The 14,078-nt window shown below is 57.3% G+C and carries 15 protein-coding genes; 2 read left to right on the forward strand and 13 right to left on the reverse strand.

The window, feature by feature from the left end; all coding sequences use genetic code 11:
- Positions 1–2 precede the first annotated feature (2 nt).
- The 13 genes from phnM to F384_RS22895 form a co-directional block, all read right to left on the reverse strand.
- Entirely contained in the window at positions 3–1,139 is a 1,137-nt protein-coding gene (gene phnM / locus F384_RS22835; protein ID WP_046494004.1) for an alpha-D-ribose 1-methylphosphonate 5-triphosphate diphosphatase, read from the reverse strand.
- Entirely contained in the window at positions 1,136–1,822 is a 687-nt protein-coding gene (gene phnL / locus F384_RS22840; protein WP_046494005.1) for a phosphonate C-P lyase system protein PhnL, read from the reverse strand. The genes phnM and phnL overlap by 4 nt, the downstream gene beginning before the upstream one ends.
- A 119-nt stretch (positions 1,823–1,941) precedes the next feature.
- Complete coding sequence (gene phnK / locus F384_RS22845; protein WP_046494006.1) at positions 1,942–2,700, reverse strand: phosphonate C-P lyase system protein PhnK; 759 nt, start codon at positions 2,698–2,700, stop codon at positions 1,942–1,944.
- Complete coding sequence (gene phnJ / locus F384_RS22850) at positions 2,697–3,488, reverse strand: alpha-D-ribose 1-methylphosphonate 5-phosphate C-P-lyase PhnJ (RefSeq protein WP_264371207.1); 792 nt, start codon at positions 3,486–3,488, stop codon at positions 2,697–2,699. Before phnJ ends, phnK begins: the two co-directional genes overlap by 4 nt.
- Positions 3,489–3,534: 46 nt before the next feature.
- Complete coding sequence (locus F384_RS22855) at positions 3,535–4,602, reverse strand: carbon-phosphorus lyase complex subunit PhnI (RefSeq protein WP_046494008.1); 1,068 nt, start codon at positions 4,600–4,602, stop codon at positions 3,535–3,537.
- On the reverse strand, positions 4,602–5,186 hold the full coding sequence (phnH, locus tag F384_RS22860) for a phosphonate C-P lyase system protein PhnH (protein ID WP_046494009.1): 585 nt from the start codon (positions 5,184–5,186) through the stop codon (positions 4,602–4,604). Before phnH ends, F384_RS22855 begins: the two co-directional genes overlap by 1 nt.
- Entirely contained in the window at positions 5,183–5,635 is a 453-nt protein-coding gene (phnG, locus tag F384_RS22865; RefSeq protein ID WP_046494010.1) for a phosphonate C-P lyase system protein PhnG, read from the reverse strand. Before phnG ends, phnH begins: the two co-directional genes overlap by 4 nt.
- Positions 5,636–6,361, reverse strand: coding sequence for a phosphonate metabolism transcriptional regulator PhnF (gene phnF / locus F384_RS22870; protein WP_046494011.1), 726 nt, complete (start codon positions 6,359–6,361; stop codon positions 5,636–5,638). It abuts the gene before it with no gap.
- A 20-nt stretch (positions 6,362–6,381) separates the two neighbouring features.
- On the reverse strand, positions 6,382–7,161 hold the full coding sequence (gene phnE / locus F384_RS22875) for a phosphonate ABC transporter, permease protein PhnE (RefSeq protein WP_046494012.1): 780 nt from the start codon (positions 7,159–7,161) through the stop codon (positions 6,382–6,384).
- 280 nt (positions 7,162–7,441) lie between these two features.
- Positions 7,442–8,458 carry a phosphonate ABC transporter substrate-binding protein gene (phnD, locus tag F384_RS22880; RefSeq protein WP_046494013.1) on the reverse strand — a complete coding sequence of 339 codons (1,017 nt, stop codon included), beginning with the start codon at positions 8,456–8,458 and terminating at the stop codon, positions 7,442–7,444.
- A 60-nt stretch (positions 8,459–8,518) separates the two neighbouring features.
- Complete coding sequence (gene phnC / locus F384_RS22885) at positions 8,519–9,307, reverse strand: phosphonate ABC transporter ATP-binding protein (RefSeq protein WP_046494014.1); 789 nt, start codon at positions 9,305–9,307, stop codon at positions 8,519–8,521.
- Positions 9,308–9,439: 132 nt separating this feature from the next.
- On the reverse strand, positions 9,440–9,886 hold the full coding sequence (gene yjdN / locus F384_RS22890; RefSeq protein WP_046494015.1) for a VOC family metalloprotein YjdN: 447 nt from the start codon (positions 9,884–9,886) through the stop codon (positions 9,440–9,442).
- Between the two features lie 81 nt (positions 9,887–9,967).
- The gene (locus F384_RS22895; protein WP_046494016.1) at positions 9,968–10,303 is read right to left on the reverse strand and encodes a zinc ribbon domain-containing protein YjdM; all 336 of its coding nucleotides are present in this window, start codon (positions 10,301–10,303) and stop codon (positions 9,968–9,970) included.
- A gap of 525 nt (positions 10,304–10,828) precedes the next feature.
- Between F384_RS22895 and crfC the strand changes: the two genes are divergently transcribed.
- Positions 10,829–13,183: a clamp-binding protein CrfC gene (gene crfC / locus F384_RS22900; protein ID WP_046494017.1), complete on the forward strand. Its 2,355-nt coding sequence runs from the start codon at positions 10,829–10,831 to the stop codon at positions 13,181–13,183.
- A complete protein-coding gene (locus tag F384_RS22905; protein WP_046494018.1) occupies positions 13,180–14,070 on the forward strand; it encodes a diguanylate cyclase regulator RdcB family protein in 891 nt (296 codons plus the stop codon). Before crfC ends, F384_RS22905 begins: the two co-directional genes overlap by 4 nt.
- The last annotated feature ends 8 nt before the right edge of the window (positions 14,071–14,078 follow it).

A 14,078-nucleotide genomic window follows, 5' to 3' on the forward strand; every position in this document is an offset into this window, starting at 1 on the left:
ACTCAGAACACCCTCTTTCCCTGACGCCAGACGTGGTCGATGTGGACGTGATCGCCCTTGCGGTGCGCCAGTACCAGATCGGCGCGTTTACCTTCGGCGATCACCCCGCGATCGCTGAGACTGAGCGCCCGTGCCGGGTTGGCACTCACCAGGCGGATCGCCTGCGGCAGGGTAAAGCGGTTGGTCGCATCGTCCGCGACGCGAAACGCCGCATCCAGCAGGCTGGCAGGGTAGTAATCTGACGAGAGAATATCTAGCAGGCCCAACTCCGCCAGCGTATGCGCCGCGACGTTGCCGGAGTGAGAACCGCCGCGCACGATGTTCGGCGCGCCCATCAGCACGTTCATGCCGTGCTGGCGTGAGGCTTCTGCGGCTTCGAAGGTGGTGGGAAATTCGGCGATCACGCTGCCAAGCTGATGTGACTCAAGCACATGTCCGGGGGTGGCGTCATCGTGGCTTGCCAGCGCAATGTTGCGCTCGCGGCACAACTGCGCGATGGCGGTCCGGTTGGGCTGTGACCAGCGTTCGGCAAGCTGAAGCTGTTCCTCTTCGTAACGCGCCATCTGTTCATCAGTCAGCGAATACTTGCCCTGATAATACTCACGGTACTTCTCGCGGTTGGCGAACTGGCGCTGGCCTGGCGAGTGATCCATCAGCGAAACCAGCGTGACCGGTTCACGACCCACCAGTTTCTCAAACAGCGGTAACGTGGTGTGATGCGGCAGTTCGCAACGCAGATGCAGGCGGTGTTCGGCACGATTCACCCCACGCTTTTGCGTCTCCTCCACGGCGTTGATCATTTTCTCCAGGTTTTCCAGCCGATCGCCGCCGTCGCGGACATCGCCAATCGCTACCGCGTCCAGTACGGTGGTGATACCACTGGCGACCATCAGCGCGTCGTGGCTGCTCATCGCCGAATGTGCGGGCCAGTCCACCTTCGGGCGTGGGGTGAAAAATTTGTCGAGATTGTCAGTGTGAAGCTCAATCAGCCCCGGCAGCAGCCAGCCGCCTTCGCCGTCGAGCGCCTGTGGAAGACGGCTCTGACTTTGCGCAAACGCGCGAATCACACCATCCTGCATTTCCAGCGATCCCTGCACCACTTCATCTTCCAGCACCAGCTTTACATTGTTGATAATCATGGTGTTGTTCCCATCAGGTGCAAACGATCCGCCACGCGGTCGCGCACTGTTTGATCGTGAAAAATGCCGACAATGGCCGCACCGCGCGCTTTTGCCTCTTCAATCAGCGCCACTACGGCGGCACTGTTTTTGGCATCCAGCGACGCGGTCGGTTCGTCGAGTAACAGAATCGGGTAATCGACGATGAAACCCCGCGCAATGTTGACGCGCTGTTGTTCACCGCCGGAAAAGGTTGACGGAGCGAGGTGCCACAGGCGTTCCGGCACGTTCAGACGGGTCAGCAGGTTTGCGGCTTTGGCGGCGCACTCTTCGCGCGGTACGCCGAGATCCAGCAGTGGCTGCATAACGACATCCAGCGTGCAGACGCGTGGGATCACCCGCAGAAACTGGCTCACCCAGCCGATCGTCGCGCGGCGCACTTCCAGCACTTTACGCGCCGGAGCCTGCACCAGATCCACCCACTCGTCGCGATGGCGAATATGGATGTGCCCTTCGTCGGGCAGATAGTTGGCATACAGCGAACGCAGCAGCGTGGACTTCCCGCTGCCGGAGTGACCGTGCAGTACGACGCATTCCCCGTTTTTTACCTCCAGCGAGGCGTTTTGCAGCACCGGCAGGCGCACGCCGTTTTGCTGGTGGAGCACAAAGGTTTTACTGACGTTTTCAACGCGGATCGCGTTCATTTTTAGCCTCTTTAAGCATTTGTGCATTCAATTGCCTGATGGCGCTTTGCTTATCAGGCCTACGAAATGTGTAGGCCGGATAAGACGCGTTAGCGTCGCCATCCGGCAAAACAGCGACATCAATTCTGTAAAACCGATGACACCAGCAACTGGGTATACGGATGATGTGGATCGTCGAGCACGCGGTCGGTTAATCCACTTTCCACCACCTGACCCTGTTTCATCACCAGCAGACGATCCGCCAGCAGTCGCGCCACGCCTAAATCGTGGGTGACAATCACCACCGCCAGATCCAGTTCCACCACCAGGCCGCGCAGCAGGTCCAGTAGCTTCGCCTGTACGGAGACGTCCAGGCCGCCGGTCGGTTCATCCATAAACACCAGCTTCGGATGCGTGACGAGGTTGCGAGCGATTTGCAGACGTTGCTGCATACCGCCGGAAAAGGTGGTCGGTAGGTCGTCGATACGCGAGGCCGGAATTTCGACCTCCTCCAGCCAGCGCTGAGCCGTGGCGCGGATCTCACCGTAGTGGCGCGCACCGGTCGCCATCAGGCGTTCGCCGATATTGCCGCCCGCCGAGACCTGGCGGCGCAGGCCGTCCAGCGGGTGCTGATGCACCACGCCCCATTCGGTGCGCAGCAGGCGACGACGGTCGGCCTCGCTCATGGCGTACAGCGAACGGTTCTGGTACTGAATCTCGCCCGACTGCGGCGTCAGGCGTGAAGAGATCGATTTCAGCAGGGTGGTTTTGCCGGAACCGGACTCCCCGACAATGCCCAGCACTTCACCAGGCCACAGGTCAAAAGAGACATCGCTGAAGCCTTTGCCCGGCGCGTAGAGATGGGTCAGGTGATTAACCGAAAGCAGCGGTTGCGTCATTGGCTGAGTGCCTCGCTCTGTTGGCGGCAGTAGTCGGTGTCGGAGCAGACAAACATGCGTTTGCCGGTGTCATCGAGCACCACTTCGTCAAGATAACTGTGCGTCGAACCGCAGATGGCGCAGGGTTCGTCCCAGGTCTGTACGGTGAACGGATGATCGTCGAAGTCGAGGCTTTCCACGCGGGTATACGGCGGCACGGCATAAATGCGTTTTTCGCGTCCCGCGCCAAACAGCTGGAGGGCGGGCATCATGTCCATCTTCGGGTTATCGAATTTCGGGATCGGCGACGGGTCCATCACATAGCGGCCATTCACCTTCACCGGGTAGGCGTAGGTGGTCGCGATGTGGCCGAAGCGGGCGATATCTTCATACAGTTTTACCTGCATGATCCCGTACTCTTCCAGCGCATGCATGGTGCGGGTCTCTGTCTCGCGCGGCTCGATAAAACGCAGCGGTTCGGGGATGGGCACCTGAAAGATAATGATCTGATCTTCTTCCAGCGGCGTTTCCGGGATCCGGTGGCGAGTCTGAATCAGGGTGGCATCTTCTGTGCGCTCGGTGGTACTAACGCCGGTGACGCGTTTGAAGAAGTTGCGGATCGACACGGCATTGGTGGTGTCATCTGCACCCTGATCGATGACTTTCAGCACGTCCGGTTCGCCAATCACGCTGGCGGTAATCTGGATCCCGCCGGTTCCCCAGCCATAGGGCATCGGCATTTCGCGGCCGCCGAACGGCACCTGGTAGCCTGGGATCGCCACCGCTTTGAGTATCGCGCGGCGGATCATGCGTTTGGTCTGCTCGTCCAGATAAGCAAAATTGTAGCCGGAGAGATTAGTGGTCACGGGCGGCCTCCTGTTGCAAGCGTTTGAGCAGTTCCAGCTCGGCCTGAAAATCGACGTAATGGGGGAGTTTGAGGTGCGAAACAAAACCCGCCGCCTCGACGTTATCCGCGTGCGCCAGCACGAACTCTTCGTCCTGCGCCGGTCCCGTGACCGTTTCATCGTAGTCGGGTGCCTGTAGGGCGCGGTCCACCAGCGCCATTGCCATCGCTTTGCGTTCGCTCATGCCGAACACCAGTCCGTAGCCGCGGGTAAAGTGAGGCGCGTCGTGTTCCGGGGCGACAAAGCCGTTGACCATTTCGCATTCAGTCATCAGCAGTTCGCCGACGTTGACCGCAAATCCCAGCTCTTCCGGCACCGTTTCCAGCGCAACGTAACCGCTCCGGATCTCAGCCGCGAACGGGTGATTGCGCCCGTAACCGCGCTGGGTAGAGTAGGCCAGCGCCAGCAGATAGCCCTCATCGCCGCGCATCAGTTGTTGCAGGCGCGAGGCACGAGAGCAGGGATAAACCGGCGGCGTACGGGTGATATCGTCCGGCGCGGCGCCGTTATCTTCTTCCGGCTTCGCCAGCCCCTGATTCGCCAGCAACGAAAAGACGTGCGGGGCGGCGTCCTGCGTACTCTCTGCCGTCCGCAGCGGCGGCGTTTCGCCATTCGCCAGCAGCGTAAAATCAAGCAGACGATGGGTGTAGTCGTAGGTTGGCCCTAACAGTTGCCCGCCCGGAATATCTTTATAGACGGCGGAGATACGGCGTTCCAGGCGCATTTCCGCGCTGTTCAGCGGCTCACTCACCGCCAGCTTCGCCAGCGTAGTGCGATAAGCGCGCAGCAGAAAGATGGCTTCGACGTTATCGCCGCTGGCCTGCTTGAGCGCCAGCGCCGCCAGTTCACGATCGGCAATACCGCCTTCGGTCATTACCCTGTCGACAGCCAGATTCATCTGCTGTTCGATCTGCGCCACGCTCAGTTCGACCACCGCATCGTCGCCCCGGCGTCGGTGCTCCTGTAACGCATGGGCGTTGGCGATGGCCTTCTCGCCCCCTTTGACGGCTACGTACATCAGCACACCTCCACATGGGTGGTTCGCGGAATGGCCAGCAGCCGTTCGCCGCAGGTGAGGATAAGATCGATGCCCAGCGGGAACGGATGCGGGCGCTCGGTGAGTTCGTGAATCAGGCACTCTGGCAACTGCGGCGCAATCATCCGCTCTTCGGCGATCCCCGCGCCGGTCAGGCGTAGCATCCGCCCGCCGCTCAGGCTGGAGACCTGCACGATCAGCGTGGCGCTGGTCTCCGGTGCAACGGCGGAACCGGCGGAGAGGGCATTAAGCTGTTCGCTGCTGATCTGCTCGTCGGCCACGGCAAAGGTTGCCAGTTGCGGTTGTTCGACCATTGGCGCGTTGGTGTGAAAACGCAGGTTCTGGCTGGCGATGTCATTATTAAGCGCAGGCGACAGCCAGACCGGCGTATCGCCATCGACCAACGTCAGCAGGACGCTGGTGGTCGCCAGATTCAACGGTTGCCAGCCGTGTTTCAGTTGATGCAGGGCAACAATCACCCCCGGTTCGCTCATCGCTTTCAGCAGGCGGCGAAAGCTTTGTTGGGCGTCCTGGACGGGCAGGGTAAAGGCGGTCTGTAGGGTCATTCGTTATCTCCGCGTACCAGCGTAAAGAAGTCGACCCGGCTGGCGTTGACTTCGGCGCGACGTGCGGTAATTTCCGCCTCGCGTTCTGCTTCCAGCGGGCTAATTAAGGTTTCCATCAGGTTCTGGAAATGTGTCTGTTCCTGCAGTAAGGCGTCGATGACGGCGCACTGCTCGGCGTGATGTTTGTTGCGTCCCAGCAGGTAGCTGTAGCCCAGCGTGCCGCTTTTCAGGCGTACCACTGCGCGGGTCAGCGTGGTGTCTCCGGCAAAGAAACGGTTGCCGGTGCCGCCCATGCGCGCCTGAATTTGCATCAGCCCGGTTTCCGGGGCGCGAATCAGTTCATATTCCGGCGCCAGCTTTAACGCGTGGAGCCGCGCATTCAGGGTATCGGCCTTGCTGAAAGCCAGCGCGCGCATCCAGCGCTGGCGGGTGGCGGTATCGAAATGCATTCAGTGCTCCATAGTGAATTCGATCATGTCGGCGCGGGTCAGGCTGACGGAGTATTCCATCGCACGTTCTTCGCCTTCACGGTGGTTCAGGGTGCGCACGCAGAGCAGCGGCGCCATGTTGGGGATTTCCAGGACCTTGCTCTCTTTCGCCTGTGCACGGCGGGCGCTGATGCGTGTCTGCGTGCGTTTGAGCGTGAGGCCAGACTGCTCGCGCAGATAGTCGTGCAGCGAGCCGTGGTTAAAGCCTTGTAGCAGCGGCCAGAGGGTGAGGTCGGAAAAGTAATGGTCAATCAGACACAGGGCAATGCCGTTCACCCGTCGCAGGGTACGCAGGTGGATGACGTTGGCGCCTTCCTGCGTGCTGAGCGCATCGGCAACGTGACGGGAGGCCGGGCGCAGCACCGCCAGCAGTTTTTCGCTGGTGGGATGGCTACCCTGATCCAACAGGTTCTGGCTGAAACGGGCCTGGGCGTTAAGCGGATAGTCGAACGGGCGCATCAGCACCAGCACGCCGACGCCCTGACGACGCTGTACCCAGCCGCGCTCAACCAACTGGTCGATGGCGCGGCGCAGGGTGTGACGATTAACCTCATAACGCGCGGCAAGCTGATGCTCGGCGGGCAGGTAATCGCCGCAGCGATAATGTTGACGTAGCTCCTGCTCAAGTCTCGCGGCAATCTCCTGATAACGCGTCGGATAACTGGTCGGATGTGTAGACAAGTGCATAGCAATCAATGCCTCGCTAATCAGATAAAGTGCTTACGTAAACGCTGGGAGAGAAAATCCAGCAGGCTGACGGTCACGATGATCAACACCATCAGGGCGCAGGTTTGCGGGAACTGGAAACCGCGAATCGCCTCCCACAACGTGACGCCAATGCCGCCAGCGCCCACCATCCCCACGACGGTTGCCGAGCGGACGTTGGATTCAAAGCGGTACAGTGAGTAGGAGATCAGCAGCGGCATCACCTGGGGCAGCACGCCGTAAAGAATCTCTTCGATTTTGTTGGCGCCGGTGGCGCGAATGCCTTCAACCGGACCGGGTTCAATGGCTTCCACCGCTTCGGACAACAGTTTGGAAAGTACGCCGGTGGTGTGGATAAACAGCGCCATGACGCCTGCAAAGGGACCGAGACCGACGGCGACCACAAACAGCATGGCAAACACCATTTCGTTGATGGCGCGGCAGGCGTCCATCAGACGACGCATCGGCTGGTAGACCCACCAGGGCACGAGGTTGTCGGCGCACATCAGGCCGAAGGGAATAGAGAGGAGCACGGCCAGCGCGGTGCCCCAGACGGCGATTTGCAGGGTTACGGCCATTTCGCCGAGGTAGTCCCGCCACTGGCTGAAGTCCGGTGGGAAGAAATCGGCGGCGAATGTCGCCATGTTGCCGGAGTCCTGAATCAGCGTGAGCGGGGCCATTTCGGCACCTTTCCACGACACGACCAGCACGGCGAGCAGAATGGCCCAACTCACGAGCGAGAACCAGCTGCGTTTCGGAGGTGGGACGGTGATGGTTTGCATGAAGTTCTCCGTGGTCTGTCATTGCCGGATGACGCTACGCTTATCCGGCCTACAGGTGGAACGTAGGCCCGGTAAGCTGCATAGTTGCTTCCTGTAAATGTGTGTTGGCACCAGGCCGGATAAGACGCGTTTGCGTCGCCATCCGGCATTCACGCCTTTGCCGGATGGCGGCGTTGCCTTATCCGGCCTACACATTACTGTCATTGCCGGATGACGCTACGCTTATCCGGTCTACAGGTGGAACGTAGGCCCGGTAAGCGCAGCGCCACCGGGCATAGCATTACTGCACCGCTTTGTTCACGCTGGTCATGGCGCTCAGCGCGGCGGTCAGACGGTCGAGATCGTCCAGTTGCGCTTTAATCGTGGAAGATTTGCTGGTCTTCTCTTCAGCGCTCAGGCCTTTGTTGTCCTGCACGTTCTGCATCTCTTTAAACAGCGCGAGCTGGCGAATCGGTACCAGTTGCAGATCGCTGGAGGCGCGGAACGGTGCCCAGCCCAGACGTTCCAGTACGATTTTTTCTTCCGGCGTTTTGCCGTAGTTCATGAAGAAGTCGTACACCTTGTCCTTGGTGGTTTCAGAGAGGTTCTTACGCCAGACGATCGGATCGCCCGGGATCAGCGGCGACGTCCAGATCACCTTCAGTTCTTTCAGCTTGTCCGGCGCGGAGGTTTTCAGCTTATCGAGGTTCTCGGTATTGTTAGTGGCGACATCCACCTGCTTGTTGGCGACCGCGAGGGCGTTGGTTTCATGACCGGCGTTGACGGTGCGTTTGAAGTCACTGGCGGCGATATTGTTTTTGGCAAAGACGTAATAGCCAGGGACGAGATAACCGGAGGTAGAGTTAGGATCGCCGTTACCGAAAGTGAGATCTTTACGTTTAGCGATCAATTCATCGAGGTTGTTGATCGGGCTGTCTTTGTTCACGATCAGCACGCTCCAGTAACCCGGAGAGCCATCGGCGGCGACGGTCTGAGCGAAGACCTGGCCGTTGGCGCGATCCACGGCTTCCATTGCCGAGAGGTTGCCGTACCAGGCGATATCGACTTTATTAAAGCGCATACCCTGGATGATCCCGGCATAGTCCGGCGCGAAGAAGGCGTTCACTTTTACGCCCAGCGTCTTCTCCATGTCCTTCAGGAACGGGTCCCATTGGGGTTTCAGGTTTTGCTGTGATTCGGTCGAAATAATGCCAAAGTTCAACGCTTTTTCCTGCTCTTCAGCAAAGGCGGGACTGAGCAGAGTACTGAGGCTGAACATGCTGGTGAACGCCAGCGCGGCTACCGTTTTATAGCTCATCTATCATCCTTATTTAGCATTGTTCCAGGCTATTTCACCTGCCAGCCTGGTCTTTTTGAATTACGCAGCCTGCGCGTTCTGTTCGACGCGGTTCATGCTGCGGTAGAGATGGTCAAACCGTTCGTTATCAAAGAGCTGGCTGCTGCCGTCATAGAAGACGTGTCCCTGACGCAGTGCGACAATGCGTTCGCAGTAGCGCAGGGCGTAATCCACCTGATGCAGCGTGACGACGACGGTAATGCCGTCGGTCTGGTTGATGTCGCGCAGGGTATCCATCACGATGCGCGCAGATTCCGGGTCCAGTGAGGCAATCGGCTCGTCGGCGAGGATCACTTTGGCCTGTTGCATCAGCGCCCGGGCAATGGCCACGCGCTGCTGCTGGCCGCCGGAGAGCGTTGAGACGCGCTGGTGCGCAAAATGTGCCATCCCGACGCGGGTCAGTGCCTGAAGCGCGCGCTGTTTCTGCTCTGCGCTAAACCAGCTAAAGCAGGTGCGCCAGAACGGCGTACTGCCGAGCGCGCCAATCAGCACGTTCTCCAGCACCGTCAGGCGATTCACCAGATTGAATTGTTGGAAGATGTAACCGGTATGCGCGCGGCTCTTGCGGATATCGCGCGCCAGTCGGCCTTCATGCTGAACGGTGCGACCGAGCAGTTCGACGTGGCTACCTGGCGATTTATCGCCGGTAATTAAGCCGCTCAGATGACGTAAAAGGGTGGATTTGCCGGAACCTGACGGCCCAAGCAGAGCCACCATCTCACCGGAACCGATGTTCAGATCAACCGCATGCAGCGCCTGATGCTGATTAAACGTTTTGGAGAGTTTCTCGACGCGAATGATCGTTTCCATGATGCGGCCTCTCTATAAAAAGTGGCCCCATCGTGGCGGATCAATATGACGTTTGGGTTAAGGGGACGTGACTTGCCGATGAAGAGTTAAGGTGAGTTTGATGACAAGACGGGAGGCACGCCTCCCGCGGTGTTACTCGGTTGGCTGGGGTTGTTTAACGACATTGATCATCCACGGTATGCCGTAGCGATCGCTGACTTTGCCAAAGCCATGTGCCCAGAAGGTTTCCTGCCAGTCCATTTCGATTTGACCCTCAGCGGCGAGATGGTCAAACCAGCGCTTCCCTTCATCGACATTTTGCGTGTCGAGGACCAGCGTGAATCCAGAATAGTGGGCGTTGTCCGATGAAATGGCATCACTCATCATGATGTCGCTATTGGCGATACGCAGGTTGGCATGGGCGATAGCGGTATCGGGGAATGTCATTGCGGACGGGCAACCGTCTTCGCTGTCCTGCGCCGATTTGGGCATTTCACCGAAGCTGATTTTATAAAGGAGTTCTGCACCCAACGTCTTTTGATAATACGCGATGGCGTCAGCACAGTTTCCGGCAAAAGAGATGTAGGGACTTAACGGCATAATCTTTACCTCAGGTAAGAGAAGCCACTTAAGTGTAGTTACCCAGGGCCCGGTAAGCGAAGCGCCACCGGGCAATTTACATCAGTTCTTTTTCACGAATTCTGATTTCAGTTTCATCGGGCCAAATCCATCAATTTTGCAATCGATGTTGTGGTCGCCTTCCACCAGACGAATGTTTTTCACTTTCGTGCCGATTTTCAGCATCGAGGAGCTGCCTTTCACTTTCAGATCTTTCACGACGGTGACGCTGTCGCCATCAGCCAGCAGATTGCCGTTGGCATCTTTCACGATCGGTGCGTCGTCTTCGTGCGCCGGTTCCGCATCGTTCCATTCGTGGGCACATTCCGGGCAGATGTACATGCCGTTATCTTCGTAAGTGTATTCGGAGTTGCATTGTGGGCAGTGGGGTAATGACATGTCGATTTCCTCAAAAGTCAGCAAGGGCAAAAGCGCCCAAAAAAGGCAGATTGCCGAAAAAGGACGCAATTATACACAAAATCCTTAACGTTGTCGGGACTACTCTGTTTTTAAGGTAAATGCCGGACTGTGACCGTAAGCCGACGACCAGGCAAAAAAATCGAGGTAATATTTTTAAGGGAAATTGCTACCGTTTGTTATTTGAGATAAGGTGACAAGAAATATTTGAAATAATTGGTTGGTTGATTTTCAGTTTAGGCTCTTTCACGTCTTTACCCCTTATTTCTGGTAGGTGTCGTTAACCTAAACTGGCCTGGTTTTTTATAAAACTGAACTACGCTTTTTTACTTCCTTACGTCACTGAGCGTTATTCAAAAGACAGTAATTAAAATAATAATTTTATATTTATCAGTAAATTAACTAATAAATTCATTTTCCATACGTAATTATTAAAGCCGAATATTCACTAATAAAACGAAACGGCTAAATAAAAGCAATAAAATTTGCGTTAAGGAAACACTTTTTATGTACACACAGACAATATATGAATTAAGCCAGGAAGCGGAGCGCTTGCTGATGCTCTCTTTAGAGCATCTTAAGACCGTAAAAAAAATGCCAATGGCAACTCTGGAGGGCGCTTCCTCATTAAAGCGTGAGGATGACCTTAACGTTCAGCCCATGCATTTCAGCTCCCGTGGGGTTGATATCCAGCAGTCCACGCTGAACAATGAGTTGCGAAAAATCTCGCGACTGGAAATGGTGCTGGCGATCGTCGGTACCATGAAAGCGGGAAAATCGACAACGATCAATGCCATTGTCGGGACGGAAGTCCTGCCCAATCGCAATCGTCCGATGACGGCGTTGCCGACGTTGATCCGCCATACACCCGGTCAGAAAGAACCGGTGCTGCATTTTTCCCACGTTGCGCCCATCGAAGCGCTGATGAAGAGCCTGCAAGAGAGCATGCATGCCTGCGATCGGCAGAATCTGACGCAGGTGCTGGAAATTGATAAAGACATGAACGGCCTCATGCAGCGCATCGAAAGAGGGGAAGCGTTTGAGCGCCACTATCTCGGTGCGCAACCGATCTTTCACTTTCTGAAAAGCCTCAACGATCTGGTGCGCTTATCGAAAGCGCTGGAGGTCGATTTTCCTTTTTCTGCCTATGCGGCGATTGAGCATATTCCAGTGATTGAGGTGGAATTTGTGCATCTGGCGGGACTGGAGAACTCTCCGGGCCAACTGACGTTACTGGATACGCCGGGGCCAAACGAAGCCGGGCAGCCGCACCTGCAAAAAATGCTCAATGAGCAACTGGCTCGCGCCTCCGCCGTGCTGGCGGTGATGGACTATACGCAGCTGAAATCGATTTCCGATGAAGAGGTACGCCAGGCCATCGCCGCGGTAGGAAAATCGGTGCCGCTGTATGCGCTGGTGAATAAATTTGACCAGAAAGATCGCAACAGTGATGACGAAGAGCAGGTGAGGGCGTTGATTTCCGGCACCCTGATGAAGGGCTGTATTAACCCGGCGCAGATTTATCCGGTCTCTTCGATGTGGGGATATCTGGCCAACCGGGCGCGTCATGAGCTGGCAAACCACGGCCGTCTGCCGGATCACGAGGAGCAGCGCTGGGTGCAGGACTTTGCCGAAGCGGCGCTCGGTCGGCGCTGGCGAAGCACCGATCTGGATGATATCGAACACCTTCGCCACGCTGCGGACTTGCTGTGGGAAGATTCGCTGTTCGAACAGCCGATCCGAACCTTAATTCATGCCGCTTATGCCAATGCCTCGCTGTATGCGTTGCGTTCCGCCTCGCATAAATTACTGAATTACGCCCACAGCGCTCGCGAATATCTGGATTTCCGCTATCACTGTCTGACGGTGGCTTTTGACACGCTGCAACAAAATATCGTGCGTCTGGAAGAGGACATGCAGCAACTGAAGGTGAGTCAGGACAGCGTCAGTGATGAGATCCACCATGAGGTCGAACTGGCGTTAACGTCGGCCAACAGCTTTCTCAACCAGCAACAGGCCACGATTTTGCGCAACATCGAGACCTTTTTCAGCCGTGAGCAGATTCTGCAACTGTCGAGCGGCGATAGCTGGTCGCCACTGCCGCAGGCGGAGCTTGACGGGGAGATGCTGGTGCTGCACGACGAAACGCAGGCGCAGGTGATCCTCAGTAAGTTGCGTGCCGCCTGTGAGGGCGTCCTGCTGGCGGCGCAGGAAAATATCAGCCGCGATCTGGCAATACGTTTTGAACAACTGGAAGCAACCCTCAGCCGCTCACTGAATGAGGCGATGCGCCCCATCGAAATGCGGGTGAAAGAGGAGTTGAGTCATGCGGGATTTCGCCCCAGAATCAGCTTCCCGGCCTTTCATGCCTCGATGTTTAACTTCACGACGCGACAGTTGTTCAACGATGCGATCGCCCAGCAGGACCACGTCGAAAGTGACGAATCCCGCGTGGGTGGGGTGCGTGAGACCTTCTCCCGCTGGCTGAATCAGCCGAACTGGCGCTGGAATGACTATGTTGACGCGAAAACACGCTATCTGATTGATATCAATGCGCTGCACCAGAGCCTGGTGGAGTACGTCAGCCACTTCTGCCAACAAATTCGTAAAGCTTTAGCCGCGCAGGTCGATGTTTCCGTTACGGCAGGTATGGCAACCTTTTTTGCCGATTTCTCATTGTGCCTGGCGGGATTGCAGGAGAGCCTGCGCGAGAGCTTGCTGGTTCGCCAGCAAAATGAATCGGCTGTTCAGAATCTGAGTCAGCAGTTGCAGCACAGTATTGCCGCCAGCGCCTGGATTTATGAAGACTCTCGCCTGCTCCGTGACGACATTCAAACCCTTTTTGTGGCCGAACACACATGACAAACGCGTTACTGGAAGGCCCCGGACGGACGCTGGAGTGTATCCACCCGAAGTTTATGGTCGATCTGGTTCAGGGAGAAGAACCGAAACGGGCAGGCGGTACGCTGCAACAGCAGCAGTTCCGCGAACGCCTGACGCAGGAGATCCTCTCCCGGACGCAGTTACGGGCGTGGGCCATGGCCGGAATGTTCAGCGAACATCCGATGATGCGCCTGAAACTGGTGGAAAAACTGGCGGGCATGCTCGATCCGGGCCACCTGGCGCTGACGCGAATCTCTGCGCGATTGCAGGTTTTGCAACAGACGGACCTCTCTCGCGGGCCGACCATTCCCGGACTGGCTCAACAGCTTACGTCGCTGAGCGAATGGTTTCGCCAGCGCAGCGCCTGGAAGGAGAAGGCGCTGAGCCTGCGTGGTCTCACGGTACAGGCCGGGGAACACAGCGAGCAGGTGTTTACCCGCTGGCTGGCGGGGGCGTATGAGGGGTGGTCGTTACCGGGCCGCTGCTTTATTGCGCTGGAAGAGTTGCGCTGGGGGCCGTTTGGCGATGCCTGTCGTCTGGCGAATCCGGACGTGGCGGCGATGCTGAAAGACAATCTCCGGGCGATGGCGGCAAACTATCTGGCCCACAGCATCAATGCCGCGCCCACGACGCGTCACTACTATCACCAGTGGCTAAATACCACTGCGACCGCCGGTTCAGGCGAGTACAGCGATATGCTGAGCTGGCTGGGAGACTGGTGTGAGGCGGATAAACATCCGGTGTGCTGGTCGGTGACGCAGCGCTGGCAGACGGTTGCGCTGGGTATGCCGCGACTCTGTTCGGCAAAACGGCTGGTGGATGCGATGGTTGAAGAGGTATTTCCCCCCTCTCCCCTCATGCTTTGAGAGGAGAG

The sequence above is a fragment of the Citrobacter amalonaticus Y19 genome, assembly GCF_000981805.1.
GTDB classification, from domain to species: domain Bacteria; phylum Pseudomonadota; class Gammaproteobacteria; order Enterobacterales; family Enterobacteriaceae; genus Citrobacter_A; species Citrobacter_A amalonaticus_C.